Genomic DNA, 21,272 nt, shown 5'->3' on the forward strand with positions numbered 1-21,272 from the left:
TGAGGCGCGGGATGGGACCGTGCCGCATGTCTCATATGTCAACGCATCGGCCCGAAATCGAATTCGGTTTCGAAAAGCACGATGCATAATTTCACAATAAACTCCAGGCGGCGGTCGTCAGACCACCGCCTGGAATGGACAAGTCACTCGAACTCAGAGCGTCCGGGTCACCATCTCGACGCGGAAGCACTCGATGATGTCGCCGACGCGCATGTCCTCGTAGTTCTGGAAGGCCATGCCGCACTCCTGGCCGCCGGGGACTTCCGAAACCTCGTCCTTGAAGCGCTTCAGCGTCTTCAGCGTGCCTTCGTGAATGACGACGTTGTCGCGGATCAGGCGCACGCCCGCACCACGCTCGACCTTGCCTTCGGTGACACGGCAGCCGGCGATCTTGCCGACCTTGGTGATGTCGAAGATCTCGAGGATCTCGGCATTGCCGATGAAGGTCTCGCGACGCTCCGGCGACAGCAGGCCCGACAAAGCCGCCTTCACGTCATCCACGAGGTTGTAGATGATCGAGTAGTAGCGGATTTCGATGCCCGCGGCCGCGGCCGCGGCACGTGCCTGCACGTTTGCACGGACGTTGAAGCCTATGATTGCCGCACCAGAGGTTTCCGCCAGCGAGACGTCGCTTTCGGTGATGGCGCCGGCGCCGGCATGGACGATACGCGCACGCACCTCGTCGGTGCCGAGCTTGTCGAGCGCGGCGTTGATCGCCTCGATCGAACCCTGCACGTCGCCCTTGATGACCAGCGGGAATTCCTTCAGCCCGCTCGTCTGCAACTGCGACATCATCTGTTCGAGCGAGCCGCGCTGGCCGGCATGCTTGGCCACCGCCTTCTCGCGCGCCAGACGCTGGCGATATTCGGTGATCTCGCGGGCGCGGGCCTCGTTGTTGACCACGGCGAAGCGGTCGCCAGCCTGCGGCGTGCCCTGAAGGCCGAGCACCTCGACCGGCATTGCCGGCGGCGCTTCCTTGATCTGCTCGCCGCGATCGTTGACCAGAGCGCGCACGCGGCCCCATTCGTTGCCGGCGACGAGGATGTCGCCCGGCATCAGCGTGCCGGTCTGCACCAGCACGGTGGCGACGGGACCACGGCCCTTGTCGAGCTGCGCCTCGATGACGACGCCTTCGGCGGTACGGTCCGGATTGGCCTTCAGGTCGAGGATTTCGGCCTGCAGCAGGATCGCCTCGAGCAGCTTGTCGAGATTGGTGCCCTTGGTCGCCGACACTTCGACGTCAAGCACTTCACCGCCCATCGATTCGACGAAGACCTCATGGCGCAGCAGTTCGGAGCGCACCTTCTGCGGATCGGCGTCGTGCTTGTCGATCTTGTTGATAGCCACGATGATCGGAACGCCGGCCGCCTTGGCATGGCTGATCGATTCGATCGTCTGCGGCATGACGCTGTCATCAGCCGCCACCACCAGGATGGCGATGTCGGTGGCCTGGGCGCCACGGGCGCGCATCGCCGTGAAGGCGGCGTGGCCGGGCGTGTCGATGAAGGTGATCTTCTGACCATTCTTCTCGACCTGATAGGCACCGATATGCTGGGTGATGCCGCCGGCCTCGCCGGAGACGACGTTGGCATTTCGGATCGCATCGAGCAGCGAGGTCTTGCCGTGGTCGACGTGACCCATGATCGTCACCACCGGCGGACGCGACACGAGGTCTTCCGGACGATCGGCGATGTTGAACAGGCCTTCCTCGATGTCGGACTCGGCGACGCGGCGGACCGTGTGGCCGAATTCGGTGGCGACCAGTTCGGCCGTGTCGGCGTCGATGACGTCGCCCGGCTTCAGGATCTGGCCCTGCTTCATGAAGAACTTGACCACATCGACCGCACGTTCGGACATGCGCTGCGCCAGTTCCTGGATGGTGATGGTCTCGGGCAGGATCACTTCGCGCATGACTTTCTCGCGCGGCTCATTATGCATCGCGCGCTTGAACTTCTCCTGGCGGCGACGCATCGACGACAGCGAACGGGCCCGCGCATCCTCATCGGACAGCGCGGAATTCAACGTCAGCTTGCCACGGCGACGATCTTCCTCGCCCTTGGTCGGCTTGGCCGGGCGCGCCACTTCGGGCGTGACCAGGCGGCGTACCGGTGCACCGGCGCCCGTCCGCTTCGGCTTGGCCTCTTCCTCTTCGTCCGCGGTTGCCAGCTCGGCGGCCAGCGGCGCGCGGCGGCGTGCCTCTTCCTCGGCGCGACGGCGCGATTCGGCTTCGGTCTGCAACCGCGCCTCTTCCTCGGCCTGGCGGCGCGCGGATTCTTCGCGCTCACGCTTGCGGCGCTCTTCGTCCTCGGCCCGGCGCTTGGCCTCTTCGGCGGCGCGCTGACGGTCTTCGACCTCGCGGACCTTCGAGCCCTCGAGCGCCCTGCGACGCGCTTCCATTTCGCTGCGCGACAGCTCGTTCAGCACCATGCCGCTGCGCTCGACCTGAGGCGGCGCGGGAGGCGGAGGCGGCGCCTTGGGCGCTTCCTGCACGACAGGTGCCGCGGCAACCGGCGGCTTCGGCGTGAAGACGGGCACAGGGGCAGCGGCAACCGGCTCCGGCTTATCGCCGGGCAGGGAGAATTTGCGCTTCTTGGTCTCGACCACGACCGACTTGGTACGGCCATGCGAGAAGTTCTGGCGCACGGTGCCCTGTTCCATGCCGGGGCGCTTCAGCGTCAAGGTCTTCTTCGGTGTAACACTCAACGTCTTGTCGTCGCCCGATTTCGTATCGCTCATTCCATATCCTCTGCGGGCTCATCTTCGTCAGCAACGGCCGCAAGCATTGCCAGATCGTCCGGGGTACCGCCCCGATATCGGTCGAGCGCAACCATGCGCTTCTGGACCGCCTTACCCGCGTCTCCCGCGAGGACGGCAGCATGTATCACATTTGTGCCCCCCAATGCCAAGCTCAACTCGGCCTCGGAGAAAAGTTTGTAGGCAAGGATGGAAGGGCCGCCAATATGGACGGTCGCCCGCCGCGCTTGGCTGATCTTGCGCACGCCATCGTCCGACGCTTCGGTCGCATGGAGCACGAAAAGCGCCAGCCCGCCGCGCACGGCACTCTCAACCTTGGTGGCACCAAGAGAAATTGCGCCTGCCTTGCGGGCGAGACCCAGCATGCCCAGAGCGGATCTGGAAAGCAGCCCATCGACCATGCCGCCAAGATCGGGCGGCACGATCACCTGTGCCTTGAAGGCGCGGGCAAAAAGGTTCTTGGCCACCGCCTTGTCGATATGTAGGCGGTCAGCGCTCACCCAGCAACCGCGGCCGGGCAGATTTCTCTTGAGATCGGGAACGACGGCCGAATCCGGGCCGACGACGAACCGGATCAGTTCATCCGGTTCGGCCTGCTTGCGGGTAACGATGCAGGTGCGATCGTTCATCTCGTCCAAGGGCGGGTTGTGTGCGATGCGGTTTCACCTCACGCACCAACGGCTTCGTCAGCCGATGCTTCTTCGGCCGCAAGCTCGTCTTCGGAAATCCAGCCGGCCTTGAGACGGGCATTGAGCACCATCTGCTCGGCGTCGGCGCGCGAAACTCCGTGATTGGCCAGCACGCCCGGATAGACCTTGGTCTCGCCGTCCTTGCGTTCCTTCCAGCCGGTCAGGTCGTCGGCCGCATAGCCGGCGAAATCCTCGATCGTCTTCACGCCATCCTCGCCGAGCGTCACCATCATGGCGGTGGTGATGCCGGGGATTTCGCGCAGCTCGTCCTTGACGCCCAGCGCCTTGCGCTTGTCGTCATGCTCGGCCTCGATCTTTTCGAGGTATTCGCGGGCACGGGTCTGGATTTCCGAAGCGGTGTCTTCGTCAAAGCCGTCGATCGAAGCGATCTCACCGGCGTCGACATAGGCGACTTCCTCGACGCTGGTGAAGCCTTCGGAGGCCAGCACCTGGCCGACCATCTCGTCGACGTCGAGGGCTTCCATGAACAGCGCCGAACGCTCGACGAATTCCTTCTGGCGGCGCTCGGATTCCTCGGCCTCGGTCAGGATGTCGATATCCCAGCCGGTGAGCTGCGAGGCCAGACGCACGTTCTGGCCGCGGCGGCCGATGGCCAGCGACAGCTGATCGTCGGGAACCACCACTTCGATGCGCTCGGCGTCCTCGTCGAGCACGACCTTGGCGACTTCCGCCGGCTGCAGCGCATTGACGATGAAGGAGGCCGCCGAGGGCGACCACGGAATGATGTCGATCTTCTCGCCCTGCAGTTCGCCGACGACGGCCTGGACGCGGCTGCCGCGCATACCGACGCAGGCGCCGACCGGATCGATCGAGGAATCGCGCGAGATGACGGCGATCTTGGCGCGCGAACCCGGGTCGCGGGCAACCGACTTGATCTCGATGATGCCGTCGTAGATTTCCGGCACTTCCATGGTGAAGAGCTTGGCCATGAACTGCGGATGGGTGCGCGACAGGAAAATCTGCGGGCCGCGCTGCTCGCGGCGCACGTCGTAGACATAGGCGCGGACGCGGTCGCCATATTTGTAGTTTTCGCGCGGAATCAACTCGTCGCGGCGGATGATCGCCTCGCCACGGCCGAGATCGACGATGACATTGCCATATTCGACACGCTTGACGGTGCCGTTGACGATCTCGCCGATGCGGTCCTTGTACTCGTCATACTGCCGGTCGCGCTCGGCCTCGCGCACCTTCTGCACGATGACCTGCTTGGCCGACTGCGCGGCGATGCGGCCGAAATCCATCGGCGGCAGCTGTTCGGCGATGAAGTCGCCGAGCTGGGCGTCGGGATTGCGCTCGCGGGCCGAGGAAATGGCGATCTGCGTGGCGTAGTCGTCGACCTTTTCGACCACTTCCATCAGCCGCTGCAGCTTCATCTCGCCGGTGTTCGGGTTGATGTCGGCGCGGATGTTGGTCTCCTGGCCATAACGCGAGCGCGCCGCCTTCTGAATCGCGTCGGCCATGGCGGCGATGACGATCGACTTGTCGATCGACTTTTCACGCGCGACCGCGTCGGCAATCTGCAGCAGTTCAAGTCTGTTGGCGCTTACAACCATGTTTTTTCTCCCGAGCCTGTTTGCCGGACCTTTGCGCCCAGCAGCTCAATCAACTTTCCTGTTCGTGTTCTTCCGTGGCGTCCGCTTCCGCACCCTCGGGCACGTCGTCATCCGGTTCGCCGCGGCGTTTCTTGGCTTCCTTGCGCGCCCTGTTGTCCTTCGACAACGCGTCGCGGATGAGGTCGTCAGTCAGGATCAGCCGGGTTTCGGCAATGGCGTCGTAAGGCACGCGCACTGTCGGCTCCTCGCCATAGGCCGCCTTGTCGCGCTCGATCAGCACGTCGTTCTCGCCGGCCTCGGCGATCTTGCCCTTGAAGCGCTTGCGATCCGCGACGATGACCGACGTTTCCATCTTCACCAGATGACCAGTCCAGGTCACGAAATCCGATTTGCGCACCAACGGCCGGTCGATGCCAGGCGAAGAGACTTCGAGATGATAGGCCTTTTCGATCGGATCATCGACATCGAGCGCCGGCGACACCGCGCGGCTGACCTCTTCGCAATCCTCGACGGTCATGGTGCCGTCCTCGCGTTCGGCCATTATCTGCAGCGTCAGCCCGTTCTGGCCGGACAGATGCACCCGCACGAGGCGAAAGCCGATGCCGCGCAGCACCGGCTGAACGATCAGCGCAATGCGCGCATCGATGCCGCTTTCGCGGATGATGCGGTCGTCACCTTCGCTTGCCGTTGCAGTCATCAAGTACCTGTCGTTTCGAACCTATCGGCAGGTAATAAAAAAGAGCGGGACCGGGTGGACCCACTCTTCGTCATACCGACCAAGAATTTGAGGCTGATATAAACCAACATGGCCGGTGTTTCAAGCCCGCCGTACCGGTTCGGCAAAAGGCCTGACGGCGCAGCATTGCTCCAGGCGCATGGCCACCATGCGCCAATCCCCCTGTGAGAGCCGGCGGGGCGCTCCTATTTGTTAGCCACGACACGAACAGAAGCGGCGCGCGGTGGCGCGCGAAAGGACAAGATCATGAGCAACCGCAGACTATTTTCCGCCCTGGGCGATCTCTTCACCGCATTCGGCAGCGCGGTCGCCGCATCGCGCGCCGTGGAAGCCGGCCGCAAGCCGCGCGCCGACGATTTGCGCAAGCTCGGCATGGACCCAGCCATCTTCAACAGGATCGGCCGTTTCTGAAAACTTCGCGGGAGGCGCCGTGAGGCGGCCTATTTCCTGACAAAAGTCAGATAGGCAGGCCGCCGGCCCTCGCGAATGGCCTTCGCCTCGTAACGCGTGCCCGGCCAGCCCTCATAGGGGCGATGCCAGTCGGCAGCTTCCGCTGCCTGCCATGTGAAGGCGCCATGCGCCCGGCAATGCAGCAAGGTCCAGTTCACATAGGTGTCGATATCGGACGCGAAGCGGAATTTTGAGCCCGGTTTCAGGACGCGCGCGAAACGGTCGAGATTGACGGGGCTGACGAAACGCCGCTTCCAGTGCTTCTTCTTCGGCCAGGGATCGGGATAGAGAAGATCGAGACCATCGAGCGAGGCCGGCGGCAGCCAGTCGAGCAGCAGGGTGGCGTCGTCATCATGGACCCTGAGATTGGCCAGCGGCCTCGCCCGCACCGCCATCATCATCTTGGCCATGCCGTTGACGAAGGGCTCGACGCCAATGAAGCCGGTTGTCGGCGCCTCGATGGCGCGGTGCAGAAGATGTTCGCCGCCGCCAAAGCCGATTTCGAGCCGGACAGTCGAAACTTCAGTCTCAAACAAAGTGCGCAGATCCGACGGCGCCTCAGCCGCCAGATCGAGCCGATAGGCGCCAAGCCCGCTTTCCAGCGCCGCCGCCTGCTGCGGGCGAACCGGCTTGCCGCGCCGACGACCGAAGAAGGCTTCGGTCGCACGGCTTGGCCTGTCTTGCGGGCTCATCTGGTGGCAGGTCTGTCGCGGCTCAGGCCGCGACAGCATCCTTGAGCGCCTTGGCGAGATCGGTCTTTTCCCAGGAGAAAGACCCGTCACGGCCTGCCTTGCGGCCGAAATGGCCGTAAGACGACGTCTTGGCGTAGATCGGCTTGTTGAGGTCGAGATGACGGCGAATGCCCGACGGCGACAAGTCCATCACCGTGCGGAGCGCATCCTCGAGCTTCGCTTCGTCGACCTTGCCGGTGCCGTGCAGGTCGACATAGACTGACAGAGGCTGTGCGACGCCGATGGCGTAGGAAAGCTGGATGGTGCAGCGGTCGGCAAGCTTCGCCGCCACGACATTCTTGGCCAGATAGCGCGCCGCGTAAGCCGCTGAACGGTCGACCTTGGTGGTGTCCTTGCCGGAGAAGGCGCCGCCGCCATGCGGTGCCGCGCCACCATAGGTGTCGACGATAATCTTGCGGCCGGTGAGGCCGGCGTCACCGTCCGGGCCGCCGATGACGAACTTACCGGTCGGGTTGATGTACCACATGCAATCGTCGGCGATCTTGAGATCGCCAAGCGCCTCGCGGATGTAGGGTTCCACGACCTTGCGGACCTTCTTGGAATCCCAAGTCGCGTCGAGATGCTGGGTCGACAGCACGATCTGCGTTGCCTCGGCGGCCTTGCCGTCGATGTAGCGGACCGTGACCTGGCTCTTGGCGTCCGGGCCGAGCTTGCCGGCCTCGCCGTTGTTTTCGTGACGGGCGGCGGCCAGAAGTTCGAGGATCTTGTGGCTGTAGTAGATCGGCGCCGGCATCAGATCCGGCGTCTCGCGGCAGGCGTAGCCGAACATGATGCCCTGGTCGCCTGCACCTTCCTCGCCCTGTCGGTCGGCGGCGTTGTCGACGCCCTGGCCGATGTCGGGCGACTGGCCGTGCAGGAGCACCTCGATCTTGGCCGTCTTCCAGTGGAAGCCGGCCTGCTCGTAGCCGATCTCGCGGATCGCCTTGCGGGCGACGGATTTGAATTTTGCCGGGTTCACGACCGGGTGGCCCGCGGCATCCTTGAGGATATTGCCGGCCTTGTCCTTCTTCAGCAGCGTCTCGGGGACGCGCACTTCGCCGGCGATGACGACACGGTTGGTGGTCGCCAGCGTCTCGCAGGCGACACGGACTTTCCACGGGTCCATGCCGGTCTTCTTGGCTTCACGGTAGACCAGATCGACAATCTCGTCGGAGATCCGGTCACAGACTTTGTCGGGGTGGCCCTCGGCAACGGATTCCGAGGTAAAGAAGTAGTTCTGCCGCGTCACGGGTGTCCCCTCTTGAAAAACGATCGGCAGGCTGCCGATTTTGGCGCGCCACGTGTTAGCGGGGCAAAGCGCCGCTCGTCAAGCGTTGCCGCCATTCTGGCACGACTGTCGATGTCGATATCTTGTGCCACCGGCGGCGACTGCCGCCGGTTGGCAGCGCCTTGTCGGTCAGTCGAGATCGTCGGCAGCGAGCGACTTCACCAGGTCGATGATCCTGCGGCGCACCTTGACGTCGGCGATCTTGACGAAGGCCCGGTTGAGCTGAAGGCCTTCGGGACTGCCGCAGAATTCGACGGCGAAAGCCATCGATGCATCCTCGGAAAAGCCACGGCCAGCCACGGCTTCCTGGCCCGGCGCATCCTCGAAGAAGAAGGCGACGGGCACGCCGAGTATGGAGGCTATCGCCTGCAGCCGGCTGGCGCCGACGCGGTTGGTGCCTTTTTCATATTTCTGGATCTGTTGAAATGTGATGCCGAGATTTTCGCCCAGCTTTTCCTGGCTCATTCCGAGCATGTTGCGGCGAAGCCGGACGCGGCTTCCAACGTGGATGTCGATCGGATTCGGTTTCTTCTTGTTTTCTTCTGTCATTTTTTCCTCGCCGAATTTTTTCGGCTTTGTGATTTTTTTCCCGCCCAAAAAAAGCCGGGGGCGACTGCCCCAACAGAACGATCCACCGGCTTCGAGAAATTTCAGGCGATACAGTATGAGTTTCTAATGTGTCGACTGTCAATTCACCCGTAGCCGTTGCCTTACATTCGACAGCGCCCCCACAAGCGCAAACAGCAACATGATCAGCATTCCGTTAATGCGCCGCTGGCCCGAGGAAACGACCGCCTGTGCGGAAATCGGCACCTTCACATCGATGGCTCCGCGCGCATCGATCGCCAGCGCATCGACGATGCGTCCGTGTGGGTCGACGACGGCCGAGATGCCGTTATTGGCAGCACGCAGCAAGGGCAATCCGTTCTCCACCGCGCGAATCTGGGCCTGCCTGAAATGCTGATACGGTCCCGGTGTGTCCCCGAACCAGGCATCATTGGTAACGTTCACAATAAGCTGCGCTGACGTAGCGTCAACTGCCACAAGATCGGGAAAGATCACCTCGTAACAGATAAATGGCAAGGCAAGGATGCCGCCCGGCAGCGTGATGGCGTGGCGCTCGTTGCCGGCGGCGAACGTCACCGGGCCGGCGACAAGCTGTGCGATGCCGAAACGGTTGAACAGGTCGGCGAAAGGCAGATATTCGCCGAACGGCACCAGATGGACCTTGTCGACGGCGTCGGCGATTTCACCTTTGTCGTTGATCGCCACCACGGAATTGTAATAGCGGCTGTCGGCACTGGCCGCCGAGCCACCTTCCTCGCGAACGACGCCGGCGATCAGCATCTGGCCATCCGCCAGCATGTCGCCCAGCGCCGTCAGCGCGTCGGGGCGTTCGGTGAAGAGGAACGGCACCGAGGTTTCCGGCCAGAGAATGAGTTGCGGCTTGCCGTGACCAGGGTCTGGCGCCTTGGCGGACAGGCCGAGCAAGGTGGCGAAGATGCGATCGCGCACCGAAGCGTCCCATTTTTCACTGAGGTCGACGGCCGGCTGAACGATGCGGACATCCAGGCTGCGCTCCGCCGGCTTTTCCGGTGCGGCAAGCCTGACATAGCCGAAGCCGACATGGGCCACGACAAGCAAGACAAACAATGCGGCGCCCAGGCGCAGATGCCGGCGCGCCGCCAGCAGCGCCGGCAGAGAAAAGAGGAACACCGCGAGCGCGTTCATGCCGATCATGCCTGTCACCGACACGCTTTGCATGAGAAGAGGCACCGGCATTGCCGCGTAGCCGATGGCATTCCAGGGAAAACCGGTGAACAGGAAGCCGCGCAGCCACTCCGTCAGGCCGAAGCCGAAGGCAAGGGCGGCGATGCGGCCGATATCGCTGCTCCACAGGAGCCGGGCGACCATCGTCGCGAAGCCATAGAAAAAGGCGAGCGCGAACGGAATGCCGACCACGGCGAAGGGAAGCGCCCAGGCAAACTCGTCGGCCTCGACCAGCAGCGCCGAGCCGATCCACCAGAGCCCGGCGAGGAAATAGCCGAAACCGAACCACCAGCCGACGGCGAAGGCCGGCCGCAAGCGCCGGAACAGGCTGCCGGAGGCTTCACCGGTCGCGCCGTCGAGCAGCCAGACCAGCAGCGGAAACGAGATGAAGCAGGCGGCGAAGAAATCGTAGGGAGCCTGGCCAAGCACCGCCAGCGCCCCGGCAAGAAAGGCCACGAGCGCACGTCGCCAGCCCCAAAGCAGAATTATCCGGCCGGCAAGGCGCTCCATGCATACTTCCGAGTCGCGCGAATCACGACGCAAGATTTATCAGGCCGCGGCCCGCGCTCCAAACGCCGGGCTGTCAGCGGCGATGACCCGTCGCGCTCTACCGGTGCCAACCCTCGATGCGCAGACCGCTCAACTGCTCGGCCTCTTCGCGGGAAACGGAACGGATGGGCTGCGTGAAGGTCCAGACATGACCCTCGGGATCGCGCGCCCGATACTGACGTTCGCCGTAGAATTGGTCCGTGGGCTCCTGGATTATGTCAGCGCCGGCCGCCCGCGCCTGCTCGCAATGCGCATCCAGGCCGTCCCTCAGCCTGACATACACGGACTGCGTGTTCTTGCCCGAGACCGACGCCGGGCTCGCGACATAATCAGCCCATTCGGAATCGACGACTATGTAACTGTCGCCGAACCGCATCTCGGCGTGGATCAGCTTTCCCTCCGCGTCGCTCACCACCATGCTGCGCTCGAAGCTGAAAGCCGCTTCGAGCCACACCAGTGCCGCGCGAGGATCCCTGTAGATGACGCCGGACCCAAGGCTCGCATGCTTGAACGGGTCGTCGATCGTCATCGGCGAGCGGAGATCTCAGGCCTGTTCGGTACGGGCCGTGGCGCGCCGGCGGCGCTCGCCCTTCTGGCTCTGCACGATGCGCACACGCTTGACGCGGCGCGGATCGGCATCGAGCACATGGAACTCGAAGCCCGGAATGGCCTGCACCACCTCGCCCCGCGCCGGCACGCGGCCGAGCGTGTTGAAGATCATGCCGCCGATGGTGTCGACATATTCGCCATGTTCGCCGGCGGCGAAGTCCTCGCCGATCATCTTGGCGACCTCGTCGATCTCGGCCTTGCCGTCGACGATGAAGGCGCCGTCGCCGGCCTGGGTGATCATCGGCTCGTCGTCGTCATGCTCGTCCTCGATGTCGCCGACGACCATCTCGACAATGTCCTCGAGCGAGACGAGCCCGTCCGTGCCGCCATACTCATCGATGACCAGCGCCATCTGCGTGCGCGTCGTCTGCATGCGGCCCATCAGGTCGGAAGCAAGCATCGATGGCGGCACAAAGAGAACCTGGCGGATCAGATTGAGCTCGCCGATGGTGCGCGCAAGGTCGACCTGGGCGAGATCGAGCTGCGTGGCGACAGGTGTTTTCCGGGTTGTGCGGCCCTTCTTGACGCGCGCGAGCTTGGTGATGTGGGCCAGCACGTCGCGGATATGGACCATGCCGCGCGGGTCATCGAGCGTTTCGGAATAGACCGGCATGCGGGAATGGCCGGATTGTTCGAAGGTGCCCAGGAGATCGCCGAGCGTCGTGGTGATCTCGACCGCCTCGATGTCGGCGCGCGGCACCATGACGTCCTCGACGCGCACCTCGCGCAGGCGCAATATGTTGTTGAGCATGGCGCGCTCGCCAGGCGAGAAGGATTCGGCGTCGCTGGCGGTCTCGGCCAGCGCGCCGGCGATTTCCTCACGCAGGCTGGTGCCGTTGCGTTGCCGAAACAAGCCCAAGACACGGTCGAACAGGGAAGGTCCGGCAGGCGAAGGCTCGCTGGCAGCGCTGCCGGTTACGGTACTCGGACTTGATCCCTCTTCCGACGTATCGGAAGCCTTGGGCGCACTGCCGGCGTCGGGGCGGGCGGCAGTCTCTGGTTTGTCGTTCATCGTCGTCCGGTCAATTGTCAGATGTAGTTACGCGTAGGGATCGGGAATGGCAAGCCTTGCGAGCGCTGCGCGTTCGATGGCCTCCATCTCCTCGGCCTCGGCATCGGTCTCGTGATCATAGCCCAGCAAATGCAGCAGGCCGTGGATGACGAGATGGGTGATATGGTTCTGCACCGGCTTGTCTTCCAGTGCCGCTTCGCGTGAAACCGTCTCGGCGGCGAGCACGATATCGCCCAGCATGGGCGGCAGTGGGCCGCCTTCCACAAACGGAAAAGCCGGGAAAGACAAGACGTTGGTGGGTTTGTCCTTGCCGCGCCAGTCGGCATTGAGTGTCCGGATATGGGCGTCGTCGGAAAAAACGATGCTGAGTTCGGAACGGCCCGTCACGCCGGTCTCGGCGAAAGCCGCGTCAACCGCGCGATCGACCAGCCGCGTCAGGCTTGCCTCATCGGGCCAGTCGCCCGCTTCGACCGATATATCTATGTCGACGGGAGGCCTCCCGTCGCCGGATATTTTGTCTTCAGGCATGAAGCCGCATCGTCAAAAATCAATTCTCGGCGCCGAGGCCGCGCGCCAGCTTGGCGTCACGGTCATAGGCCCTGACGATCTCGGCCACCAGAGGATGGCGAACGACGTCGACATCGTTGAAACGCACGGTGACCGCGCCGGCCACACCGTCGAGGACACGCAAGGCTTCGACCAGGCCCGATTTGGTGCTCGGCGGAAGATCGATCTGCGTCGGATCGCCCGTGACGATCATGCGAGAATTCTCGCCAAGACGGGTCAGGAACATCTTCATCTGCATCGGCGTGGTGTTCTGCGCCTCGTCGAGGATGACCGCGGCATGCGCCAGCGTGCGGCCGCGCATGAAGGCGAGCGGCGCGATTTCGATCACTTCGGCGGCAATGGCGCGCTCGACCTTGTCGGCCGGCATCATGTCGTAGAGCGCGTCATAGAGCGGCCGCAGATAGGGATCGACCTTTTCCTTCATGTCGCCGGGCAGGAAGCCCAGCCGCTCACCGGCCTCGACGGCCGGTCGAGACAGGATGATGCGCTCGACCATGCCGCGCTCAAGCAGCATCGCCGCGTGCGCCACCGCCAGATAGGTCTTGCCGGTGCCGGCCGGACCGATGCCGAACACCAGTTCCGACCGCTCCAGCGCCCGCATATAGGCGTCCTGGTTCAGCGAACGGGCATAGATCGTCTTCTTGCGGGTGGCGATCTGGGCGGCGGAGACCTTGCCCTTGCGCTCCAGCGTCGGCAGGGTCAGCTGATCGTCGGCGGCGACCGCCATGCGCACGGCGCCATCGACGTCGGACTGGCCGATATCGACGCCTTTCTGCAAAATCCCGTAGAGATTGTCCAAGGCGCGGCGCGCCTGTTCTGCGGCAGAAGCCGACCCCTTGATGGTCAGCTGGTTGCCGCGCGAGCGGATGTCGACGCCGAGCTTCTGCTCGAGCCGGGCGAGGTTCTCGTCGAACTGACCGTAAAGGGCGCTGGCAAGCTTGTTGTTGTCGAAAGTCAGAACGATGTGCGCCATGTCAGAAGCCCCAGATGCCGGTACCGGGGGCAGGTTCTTCAGCTCTGCTGCGCTCAACCGTCTCTCCTCATCTGCCGAGATCTGTTGCTATGCATGTCGTTGTCCCAAAACCGGGACCACTTTTGAGCGACATGCATCAGGCCAACTCGGCGAACAGGCTATTGTAGCCCGTCTTCGTGATTCGCACCTGGATAATGTCACCGATTTCGCCGGCCTTTTCATCAACAATAACCGGCTGCAGCCAAGGTGAGCGGCCGACCTTCTGGCCGGCCTGCCGGCCGGGCTTCTCGATCAGCGTGTCGATGGTGCGGCCGACCAGGCTCGAACCGAAGTCCTGCTGCTGCTTCAAGAGCAGCGCCTGCAGGCGCTGCAAGCGCTCGTCCTTGACCGTTTCGGGCACGTGATCGGCCATTTCGGCGCCCGGCGTGCCGGGGCGCGGCGAATATTTGAACGAAAAGGCCGAGGCGTAGTTCACCTGGCGCACCAGTTCCATGGTCGCCTCGAAATCGGCCTCCGTCTCGCCGGGGAAGCCGACGATGAAATCGCCGGACAGTGCGATATCGGGCCGGGCGGTGCGGATGCGATCGAGCAGCGCCAGATAATCCCTGGCCGTATGCCTGCGGTTCATCGTCTTGAGAATGCGGTCGGACCCCGATTGCACCGGCAGATGCAGATAGGGCATCAGCGACGGCAGGTCGCGGTGGGCAGCGATCAGTTCGTCGTCCATGTCGCGCGGATGGCTGGTGGTGTAGCGCAGCCGCGCCAGTCCGGGGATTTCGGCCAGCCGGAACAGCAGGCGGCCAAGACCCCATTCCTCGCCGTTCTCGCCCTGGCCATGCCAGGCATTGACGTTCTGGCCAAGCAGCGTCACCTCGCGCACGCCGGCTTCAGCCAGGCGCTCGGCCTCCGCGACGATCTGCGCCACCGGCCGCGACACTTCGGAGCCCCTGGTATAGGGCACGACGCAGAAGGTGCAGAACTTGTCGCAGCCTTCCTGCACGGTGAGGAAGGCGGTGACGCCGCGCTTGATCACCTCGGCGCGCTTGGGCTGCGGCAGATGGTCGAATTTGTCTTCGATGGCGTAGTCGGTCTCGACGATCTTCTCGCCGCCGCGAACCCGTGCCAGCACGTCGGGCAGACGGTGATAGGTCTGCGGCCCGATGACCAGATCGACGGCTGGCGAGCGCCTGATGATCTCCGCACCCTCGGCCTGCGCCACGCAGCCGGCGACGCCGATCAGCAATTCGCGGCCGGCATTGGCGCGCTCCGCCTTCATGTCGCGGATACGGCCGAGCTCGGAATAGACCTTTTCCGCCGCCTTCTCCCTGATGTGGCAGGTGTTGAGCAGCACCAGGTCCGCCTCGTCGATGGCATCGGTCGCGGTATAGCCGTCGGCGGCCAGCGCATCGCCCATGCGCTGTGAATCATAGACGTTCATCTGGCAGCCATAGGTCTTGATGAAGACCTTCTTCGCTGCCGTGGCACGCACCGCCGGCTCTCCGGCCGAGGTAGCGATGTTGTCGTTTTCGATCGTGTTCAAGTCCATCCGGCGGCTTCTAACGCCTTTCCGTGACAAAAAACAGACGATTCTCGGCGTACACCCGAAGGCGCGGGGCTTGGGCTAGCGGCTCGGGCGCGGATCGGCGAGTGCCGCCCGCATCATCTCGCGCACCTGGCCTTCCATCAACCTGGCCGTTTCCTTGCGGTTCGAGCCCCTGGCAAAGGCGATCGGTTCGCCGAAATGCACCTCGACGTCGAGCGCGCCTTCCGTCATCAGCACTTTCAGATGCGGCATCAGATCCTCGTCGCCGATCCAGGCCGAGATCGGCCGGTGACGGCGGCCGAGCGGCACGCCGTGCAGGCGCGTATAGGCGATCGCCACCGGTTGGATGAACACCTGTTCGGCCGCCCCCTCCGAAATCGCCATCGAGGCGGCGCCGAACAGCGTGCTCTTGAACGGCAGGACGGCATTGCCGTCACCGGTCGAGCCCTCGGCGAACAGCACCATGGCGTCGCCCTTGGCCATGCGGCTGGCGATCTCGCTGGCCTGGTCGCCCGAGGAACGCTTGCGTTCGCGCTCGATGAAGACGGTGCGCTGCAGTTTCGACAGCATGCCGATCAGCGGCCAGCCTTCCATATCGGCCCTGGCGATGAATTTCACATCGGCAAAAGAGCCCAGCACCATGATGTCGGTCCAGGAGATGTGGTTTGCGGCAACCAGCAAAGGCCTTTTGTCGGACAGCGTCCCCTTGACATGGACGCGCATGCCGAGCGCCCTGAGGATCAGCCTGTGCCAGATCTTGAGAATGACGGTTTCCGGCCACCAGCCGGTCTTCATCGACAGGATCTGCAATGGCACCAGGACCAGCGAACCGGCGACGACAAGGCCCAGGGCCAGGAAAATCCTGATTTTTCCGATCATACTGTCCTGCGCCTACCCGATCTCTGGCTAGCGAAGATCGCGGCGCATGACAAGCGCGCCGGTCGGCCCGCGATCGGGCGACTTGTAGTAATCCGGGCGCTTGCCGACCTCGCGGAAGCCCAGCCGACGGTAGAGGGCGATCGCGGCGACGTTGGTCTCGTCGACCTCGAGGAACAGCGCTTCGGCGCGCTGCGCGTGCAGTTCACGCAGCACCGCGTCCATCAGCTGCCAACCCAGTCCCTGCCGGCGATGCGAGCGCGCCACCGCGACGGTCAGGATCTCGCCCTCGCCTGCCGCCAGCCTCGCCAGCACGAAGCCGACCGGCGGCTTGGCGCCCTGCCCGGTCTCGCGCGCGGCATAACCGAACACGGTGTCCTGTTCGAGCAGAGCGGCGAACTCGCCATCGGTCCACGGGCGGACAAAGTCCTCGCGGTGCAGCAACGACACCGCGGGGCTGTCGGTGATCCTGAGCGGCTCGAGAGCATAGTCCCGGCGGCGCGGCTGGAGAAAAGGTATGCGCATTAATTTTCGTTTTCTTTTTTGACCATGATCTTTTCCGAAAACCGGCTTCCACTTTTCGGGATCATGGTCTGAGCCTTGATAAAATGAATCCGGCCTGCGGCTTGGCGTCGGCACCGCGCAGATAAAGCGGTTTCGGCCTTTCGCCTTGCCCCTTTGCCGCAGCCAGACGGGCGTAGGTGAGAATATCAGCGGTGGCCGTCTGAGGCCCGATATCGAAACCACGCCCGGCCAAGGCCGCTATCTGTGCCACCGCGGTACCGGCGAGCACCGCAGAGTTCTCGATCGCCAAGGCAGTGGCTTCCGGCAATGTGGTCACCGCCGGACCGTAAGTCAAAACTAACGTTCTGTCGTACAGCGCGGCATGGATCTCCTCGCGGCCGGCATCGAGCGCCGCCAGCACGGCACGGCCGGGAAATGCCGCTGCGGCCTCGGCGGCCAGCGCTTCGAGCGTTGTCACACCGATCGACGGAATTTTCAACGCCAGCGCGAGGCCACGTGCCGTAGAGACCCCGACACGCAGGCCGGTGAACGAACCGGGACCGACAGAAACGGCAATGGCGCCAAGGCCGGCATAGTCGGTTTCGGCCGCCTTCAACGCCTCGGCGATGACGGCCATCAGGTGCTCGGCATGGCCCTTGCCGAGATCGAGCACCGTGCGGCCAAGCTCCCGCCCGGCCGCCGCGTCGTAGACGCAGGCGGCGCAGAGGCTGGCGGCACAGTCGATGGCGAGCACTTTCATGAAACGACCGGTTCCGAAAAACAACTTCCCTGTGCCCGCCAAGGCGCGCCACCGCAAGCATAATTTGTTAAGCGGCTTCGGTTCCGCCGGCGCGCTGTCAGACTCGTTCGATGCGCAGCATGTGGTTGTCCCAGACATAGTCCGGCTCTACCCGGGTCGCGCCGCTGCCCTCGATGATCTCGCCGGCGCCGGTGGTGGCCATGAAGCCCGATCCAACCGGCGCCAGGCCGCAGACCTCGACCAGCGCGCTGGTCGAGACGACCCGGCCGCTGGCGGCATCGATCACGACAAGCGAATTGCCTTCCGGCGACGAGACGGCGACGGTGCCGGCTGTCGCATTGGCGGCGACCGAGCCGATATAGTTGCGGAAGCCGGACAACACGTCCGGCGGCATGTCGAGAAGCTGCAACTCCTTGCCGCGCGCGGCGCGGCCGACCAGCAGTGGACGATCGCTGCCCGGCCCCCGGTACTGGCAGCCAAACCAGACCGTGCCGGCCTGGTCGGTGTCCATATGGCGGATCGACAGCTGGTGCAGGGAAGCCGGCAGTTCATGCTTTTCGATGAGGTCGCCGGTGACGCGGTCGATGAGCACATAGGACGGCTTCATGGTGGCGATGTTGAGCTCGGCGCGGCCGTAATCGGGATGGGTCTCGATGCCGCCATTGGCGACCGCGATCGTCCGGCCGTCACCCATGAGCAGAAGCTCGTGCGGGCCCATGCCATAGGTCGGGAATTCGCCGATACGGCTGAATTTCGCCCGCGCATCATAGACGCCGACGACGCCGGCCGCGTTGTCGAAATCATTCTCGGTGGCATAGAGCAGCGCGCCGTCGGGTGAGAACACGCCGTGACCGAAGAAATGTCGGCCAGTGATGCTGGCGATGGTCTGCGGGGCATCGCGCCCGGTGTGGTCGAACACCACGGCGAAGGTACCGGGCTGGCGGGCGAAGACCACCGAACGCTTCGACAGGGGATCGAAGGTGACGTCATGGCCGCGATCGGGCAGGTCGATCGCATGCAGCACCTTGCCGGCCTCGGACAGGACGGCCGCGCCAAAACTGCCGTCACGTTTGACGAAAGCGGTGGCGAAGACGGCGTCTGCCGCGAGCGTCGCCGCCCACGCAGGTGGCGCCATTGCGGCGGCAAAGCCGATGCCTGCGGCTTTCAGAAAGTCACGACGATCAACGAGCGGCGTGCGCATGCTCAGTCCCCATCCAGCGAGGAGAACCCAGCGGTCAGGCCGAATTCGGCGGTCAGCCTGGTGCCGATCAGGGTCGAAAGGCTGGAGGTGATCAACGCGAAATGCTCAAGTTTTTCGCGCCGCGCCGCGTCCGTCAGCGCCTTGTCGATCGGACCCTGAATGGATTTGCCGGTGGCGACGCCGTTGACCAATTGGATATGGATCGACTCCGCCATCCAGCGCGCATCGGGCGGCAGGGCATCGCCAAGCTTCGAGGCCTGGAACAGCGCGTCGATGCCGGCGAGATTTCCGGCCAGCGCATTGGCGGTGTTTTGCGACCGCCAATAGATCGCCTGTTTCGGCTTGTCGGCCTCCGGCTTGCCGCCAAGGAAACCTTTCAGCCGGACATCCCTCACCATCTCCAGCTCGTTGATGAAGACACCGACCAGCTCGGTCACCGCTTCGTTGCCGTCGCGGTAGAGCGGGTTCTGCGGCCCCGGATTGGCCCAGAGCGCGGCAAAACCGTCCGGCTTGTTCCAGGCGGCGCTGACGTCACCAGCCGTGGTTTCGATATTGCCCGCGACCGCAGCACCATAGGCGCATCGATAGGGATCGTCCTTGCCCGCCAGCGCATCGGCGCCGTCGCCGAAAAGCACGAATTCCAGCGCACCCAGCCCTTGCATGGCGACGCTCTTGCCGGCGAGCTGTGCCGGATCGGTAGCGGTCGGGTCCTTGTCCGCCAGTGCCGCCTGCACCTGTTTGAGGCCAATGCTCTTGCGATCCGGCCAGTAGAGGATGCGCTCCAGCCGGTTGTTCTCCTTGATCGGCCCAAAGCTGATGATTTCGGCCGACGACCAGGAATAGACCGTGGCCGAGAACTCGGCTCGCGCCGCATCGAGTTCCCCTTGCGAAGGCGCGTCGCAGAGCTTGTGCATCGCCTTCGTCAGGATTTCGGTATGCTGGTGCAAATCGGCATAGGCCGGGCGGACAAAGCCGTCGATCGCCCGCTGGATGATGTCGGAGGCTTTCACCGCCGCCGAGGCCGGGAAAACACCGAGCAAAGCCAGCGGAAAAATGAGAACCAGGGCAGAGCGCTTCAGCATCACAGTGACTCCAGGAATTTGACCAGCGCATCGCGCTCGGCCGCGTTGGCAGCGGCAAAGCGGGCGCGCGCCTTCTGCGCCTCGCCACCATGCCACAGGATCGCCTCGGTCAGGTTGCGCGCGCGGCCATCGTGCAGAAAGAAGGAATTGCCGTTCACGGTCTCGGTGAGGCCGATGCCCCACAGTGGCGGGGTGCGCCATTCGCTGCCCGTCGCATCGCCCACCGCCTGGCCGTCGGCCAGGTCGGGACCCATGTCGTGCAGCAGGAAGTCGGAATAGGGCCAGATCAGTTGGAAGGCTTGCGCCTTGTTGGGCGCATCGCGACGGGTGACGAATTTCGGCGTGTGGCAGGAAACGCAGCCGATCTCGTAGAAGAGCTTCTTGCCGGCGAGCACATCAGGTGCAGCGAGATCGCGGCGCGCCGGCACGGCAAGATTCTGCGAATAGAAGGTGACGAGATCCATCACCGGCGGCGGCGCCTCGACCGGACCAAGACGCGCCTGCACGCCATTCGGCATGGCGAGGCATTTTGCTTGCGCCGCGGTGCAATCGCCCCAATGTTTTGGCTCTTCCGGCGTCGAGATGCCGATGTCGCCGGCAAAGGCGTCCGCCGCCTGCTGACGGATCGACGCGGTCTGCGCCTTCCAGCCGAAACGGCCAAGTGTCAGCTCACCGGTCTGACCGTCGCGCACAGTGTTGGGCCTGCCGGAAATGCCGTCACCGTCCAAATCGTCCGGATCGGCATGAGCCAAAATATCGGCCGGCGCGATCTGCTCGATCAGGCCAAGGCCGATCATCGGCGGCGTCAGGCGCGGCGACAGGGTGGTGCGCGGATCGAGCGGCCCGTAGCCGAGATCGGTGACGGAGTAGCTGGGCTCGCGCAGCGAAACCACGTCGCCATCCGTCAGCTCCACCTTACGTTCCTGATAGTCGACATGCATGCGGCCTTCGCCGGGCAGGCCGGGCACCGCCAGTTCCTGCAACTGCGTGCCATAGACCGGATCGGGAAAATTCAGCATCTGGTGGCTGGCAATGGCTGCTTTTTCGTCGGCGCTGCTGGCGTCGCGCGCCAGCCGCAGGAACATCGAGGTGGTGCCGGTATCGCCTTGTGGCGGACGACCGCGGCCGTCCTTCAGGTGGCAGTTCTGGCAAGCGCGTTCATTGAACAGCGGACCAAGCCCGTCGGACGCTTGTGTCGAGGATGGCGACGACACCCAGTTCTTGCGAAACAAAGCGTTGCCCAGCTTGAAAGTGCCCTCTTCCTCGAAGGTGAGGGTGGCCGAGGATTGCGAGAAGGCGTCGCGGCTGACGTCTTTCTCAGACGTGCCGGCGCCGCCTTGCATCAGCTCGAACGGCTCGGGTTTGGAGAAATCCGTGGTCGGCCTGGTGACGGCGATGACACGCGCCTGATCTTTTGGATCGAGGTCACTACGCGTGGTGGCGAGCCCGGCTGGCTGAAGCTCGCCGGCAATCGCCGACGATGTCAGCGCCAACACCAGAACGGTGCGACGAGCCAGTCCGGCTGGTCTTTTCAGGAGAAGCGGCGAGCCGGCGGCCCGCCGCGAGCGGCGCAAGAATTCTAGCAGGCGCCGCATTCCCGCATG

Annotated in this window: 20 protein-coding genes; 1 reads left to right on the forward strand and 19 read right to left on the reverse strand. The window is 64.0% G+C overall.

Features of this window, described 5'->3' with window-relative positions:
* Window positions 1-153: 153 nt before the first annotated feature.
* Genes infB through rimP form a run of 4 tightly spaced genes read right to left on the reverse strand, consistent with a single transcriptional unit; the run spans window position 154 to window position 5,714 of the window.
* Window positions 154-2,736, reverse strand: coding sequence for a translation initiation factor IF-2 (gene infB, locus JN279_RS00100; protein ID WP_202351695.1), 2,583 nt, complete (start codon window positions 2,734-2,736; stop codon window positions 154-156).
* Window positions 2,733-3,383: an RNA-binding protein gene (locus JN279_RS00105; protein ID WP_202351696.1), complete on the reverse strand. Its 651-nt coding sequence runs from the start codon at window positions 3,381-3,383 to the stop codon at window positions 2,733-2,735. The genes infB and JN279_RS00105 overlap by 4 nt, the downstream gene beginning before the upstream one ends.
* A gap of 38 nt (window positions 3,384-3,421) precedes the next feature.
* Window positions 3,422-5,017 (reverse strand): transcription termination factor NusA, encoded by a 1,596-nt coding sequence (gene nusA / locus JN279_RS00110; protein WP_096453314.1) that lies wholly within the window; start codon window positions 5,015-5,017, stop codon window positions 3,422-3,424.
* A 49-nt stretch (window positions 5,018-5,066) separates the two neighbouring features.
* Window positions 5,067-5,714, reverse strand: a complete 648-nt coding sequence (gene rimP, locus JN279_RS00115; RefSeq protein ID WP_010913319.1) for a ribosome maturation factor RimP — start codon at window positions 5,712-5,714, stop codon at window positions 5,067-5,069.
* Between the two features lie 285 nt (window positions 5,715-5,999).
* Between rimP and JN279_RS00120 the strand changes: the two genes are divergently transcribed.
* The gene (locus JN279_RS00120; protein ID WP_096453312.1) at window positions 6,000-6,164 is read left to right on the forward strand and encodes a hypothetical protein; all 165 of its coding nucleotides are present in this window, start codon (window positions 6,000-6,002) and stop codon (window positions 6,162-6,164) included.
* 29 nt (window positions 6,165-6,193) lie between these two features.
* On the opposite strand, the gene trmB is transcribed toward JN279_RS00120, so the two are convergent.
* The 15 genes from trmB to JN279_RS00195 form a co-directional block, all read right to left on the reverse strand.
* The gene (gene trmB, locus JN279_RS00125) at window positions 6,194-6,895 is read right to left on the reverse strand and encodes a tRNA (guanine(46)-N(7))-methyltransferase TrmB (RefSeq protein WP_202353609.1); all 702 of its coding nucleotides are present in this window, start codon (window positions 6,893-6,895) and stop codon (window positions 6,194-6,196) included.
* 22 nt (window positions 6,896-6,917) lie between these two features.
* Window positions 6,918-8,183, reverse strand: a complete 1,266-nt coding sequence (gene metK / locus JN279_RS00130) for a methionine adenosyltransferase (RefSeq protein WP_095198385.1) — start codon at window positions 8,181-8,183, stop codon at window positions 6,918-6,920.
* 168 nt (window positions 8,184-8,351) lie between these two features.
* Window positions 8,352-8,771, reverse strand: coding sequence for a helix-turn-helix domain-containing protein (locus tag JN279_RS00135; RefSeq protein WP_027032979.1), 420 nt, complete (start codon window positions 8,769-8,771; stop codon window positions 8,352-8,354).
* 138 nt (window positions 8,772-8,909) lie between these two features.
* Window positions 8,910-10,502, reverse strand: coding sequence for an apolipoprotein N-acyltransferase (lnt, locus tag JN279_RS00140; protein WP_202351697.1), 1,593 nt, complete (start codon window positions 10,500-10,502; stop codon window positions 8,910-8,912).
* 97 nt (window positions 10,503-10,599) lie between these two features.
* Window positions 10,600-11,070, reverse strand: coding sequence for a VOC family protein (locus JN279_RS00145; RefSeq protein ID WP_202351698.1), 471 nt, complete (start codon window positions 11,068-11,070; stop codon window positions 10,600-10,602).
* Between the two features lie 15 nt (window positions 11,071-11,085).
* Window positions 11,086-12,162, reverse strand: coding sequence for a hemolysin family protein (locus tag JN279_RS00150; RefSeq protein ID WP_202351699.1), 1,077 nt, complete (start codon window positions 12,160-12,162; stop codon window positions 11,086-11,088).
* Between the two features lie 27 nt (window positions 12,163-12,189).
* A complete protein-coding gene (ybeY, locus tag JN279_RS00155) occupies window positions 12,190-12,690 on the reverse strand; it encodes an rRNA maturation RNase YbeY (protein ID WP_202351700.1) in 501 nt (166 codons plus the stop codon).
* A 19-nt stretch (window positions 12,691-12,709) separates the two neighbouring features.
* Entirely contained in the window at window positions 12,710-13,702 is a 993-nt protein-coding gene (locus JN279_RS00160) for a PhoH family protein (protein ID WP_019863063.1), read from the reverse strand.
* Window positions 13,703-13,838: 136 nt separating this feature from the next.
* Window positions 13,839-15,248: a tRNA (N6-isopentenyl adenosine(37)-C2)-methylthiotransferase MiaB gene (gene miaB / locus JN279_RS00165; RefSeq protein ID WP_202351701.1), complete on the reverse strand. Its 1,410-nt coding sequence runs from the start codon at window positions 15,246-15,248 to the stop codon at window positions 13,839-13,841.
* Between the two features lie 75 nt (window positions 15,249-15,323).
* On the reverse strand, window positions 15,324-16,124 hold the full coding sequence (locus JN279_RS00170; protein ID WP_202351702.1) for a lysophospholipid acyltransferase family protein: 801 nt from the start codon (window positions 16,122-16,124) through the stop codon (window positions 15,324-15,326).
* Window positions 16,125-16,151: 27 nt separating this feature from the next.
* Window positions 16,152-16,646, reverse strand: coding sequence for a ribosomal protein S18-alanine N-acetyltransferase (gene rimI, locus JN279_RS00175; RefSeq protein ID WP_096453298.1), 495 nt, complete (start codon window positions 16,644-16,646; stop codon window positions 16,152-16,154).
* A gap of 61 nt (window positions 16,647-16,707) precedes the next feature.
* The gene (gene tsaB / locus JN279_RS00180) at window positions 16,708-17,385 is read right to left on the reverse strand and encodes a tRNA (adenosine(37)-N6)-threonylcarbamoyltransferase complex dimerization subunit type 1 TsaB (protein WP_202351703.1); all 678 of its coding nucleotides are present in this window, start codon (window positions 17,383-17,385) and stop codon (window positions 16,708-16,710) included.
* Between the two features lie 97 nt (window positions 17,386-17,482).
* A complete protein-coding gene (locus JN279_RS00185) occupies window positions 17,483-18,586 on the reverse strand; it encodes a DUF1513 domain-containing protein (protein WP_202351704.1) in 1,104 nt (367 codons plus the stop codon).
* Between the two features lie 2 nt (window positions 18,587-18,588).
* Window positions 18,589-19,668, reverse strand: coding sequence for an imelysin family protein (locus JN279_RS00190; protein ID WP_202351705.1), 1,080 nt, complete (start codon window positions 19,666-19,668; stop codon window positions 18,589-18,591).
* Window positions 19,668-21,263 (reverse strand): di-heme oxidoreductase family protein, encoded by a 1,596-nt coding sequence (locus JN279_RS00195; RefSeq protein WP_202351706.1) that lies wholly within the window; start codon window positions 21,261-21,263, stop codon window positions 19,668-19,670. Before JN279_RS00195 ends, JN279_RS00190 begins: the two co-directional genes overlap by 1 nt.
* Window positions 21,264-21,272: the final 9 nt, after the last annotated feature.

It is taken from the genome of Mesorhizobium sp. 113-1-2, assembly GCF_016756475.1.
Taxonomy (GTDB): Bacteria; Pseudomonadota; Alphaproteobacteria; order Rhizobiales; family Rhizobiaceae; genus Mesorhizobium; species Mesorhizobium loti_C.

What these genes read in the sequence shown, in the direction of transcription:
- JN279_RS00150 (WP_202351699.1), bottom strand. Translation starts at nt 12,162, where the DNA reads ATGAACGACAAACCAGAGACTGCCGCCCGCCCCGACGCCGGCAGTGCG.
- infB (WP_202351695.1), bottom strand. Translation starts at nt 2,736, where the DNA reads ATGAGCGATACGAAATCGGGCGACGACAAGACGTTGAGTGTTACACCG.
- JN279_RS00135 (WP_027032979.1), bottom strand. Translation starts at nt 8,771, where the DNA reads ATGACAGAAGAAAACAAGAAGAAACCGAATCCGATCGACATCCACGTT.
- JN279_RS00185 (WP_202351704.1), bottom strand. Translation starts at nt 18,586, where the DNA reads ATGCGCACGCCGCTCGTTGATCGTCGTGACTTTCTGAAAGCCGCAGGC.
- rimI (WP_096453298.1), bottom strand. Translation starts at nt 16,646, where the DNA reads ATGCGCATACCTTTTCTCCAGCCGCGCCGCCGGGACTATGCTCTCGAG.
- JN279_RS00145 (WP_202351698.1), bottom strand. Translation starts at nt 11,070, where the DNA reads ATGACGATCGACGACCCGTTCAAGCATGCGAGCCTTGGGTCCGGCGTC.
- JN279_RS00170 (WP_202351702.1), bottom strand. Translation starts at nt 16,124, where the DNA reads ATGATCGGAAAAATCAGGATTTTCCTGGCCCTGGGCCTTGTCGTCGCC.
- nusA (WP_096453314.1), bottom strand. Translation starts at nt 5,017, where the DNA reads ATGGTTGTAAGCGCCAACAGACTTGAACTGCTGCAGATTGCCGACGCG.
- lnt (WP_202351697.1), bottom strand. Translation starts at nt 10,502, where the DNA reads ATGGAGCGCCTTGCCGGCCGGATAATTCTGCTTTGGGGCTGGCGACGT.
- JN279_RS00120 (WP_096453312.1), top strand. Translation starts at nt 6,000, where the DNA reads ATGAGCAACCGCAGACTATTTTCCGCCCTGGGCGATCTCTTCACCGCA.
- JN279_RS00190 (WP_202351705.1), bottom strand. Translation starts at nt 19,668, where the DNA reads ATGCTGAAGCGCTCTGCCCTGGTTCTCATTTTTCCGCTGGCTTTGCTC.
- ybeY (WP_202351700.1), bottom strand. Translation starts at nt 12,690, where the DNA reads ATGCCTGAAGACAAAATATCCGGCGACGGGAGGCCTCCCGTCGACATA.
- miaB (WP_202351701.1), bottom strand. Translation starts at nt 15,248, where the DNA reads ATGGACTTGAACACGATCGAAAACGACAACATCGCTACCTCGGCCGGA.
- JN279_RS00105 (WP_202351696.1), bottom strand. Translation starts at nt 3,383, where the DNA reads ATGAACGATCGCACCTGCATCGTTACCCGCAAGCAGGCCGAACCGGAT.
- JN279_RS00160 (WP_019863063.1), bottom strand. Translation starts at nt 13,702, where the DNA reads ATGGCGCACATCGTTCTGACTTTCGACAACAACAAGCTTGCCAGCGCC.
- rimP (WP_010913319.1), bottom strand. Translation starts at nt 5,714, where the DNA reads ATGACTGCAACGGCAAGCGAAGGTGACGACCGCATCATCCGCGAAAGC.
- JN279_RS00195 (WP_202351706.1), bottom strand. Translation starts at nt 21,263, where the DNA reads ATGCGGCGCCTGCTAGAATTCTTGCGCCGCTCGCGGCGGGCCGCCGGC.
- trmB (WP_202353609.1), bottom strand. Translation starts at nt 6,895, where the DNA reads ATGAGCCCGCAAGACAGGCCAAGCCGTGCGACCGAAGCCTTCTTCGGT.
- tsaB (WP_202351703.1), bottom strand. Translation starts at nt 17,385, where the DNA reads ATGAAAGTGCTCGCCATCGACTGTGCCGCCAGCCTCTGCGCCGCCTGC.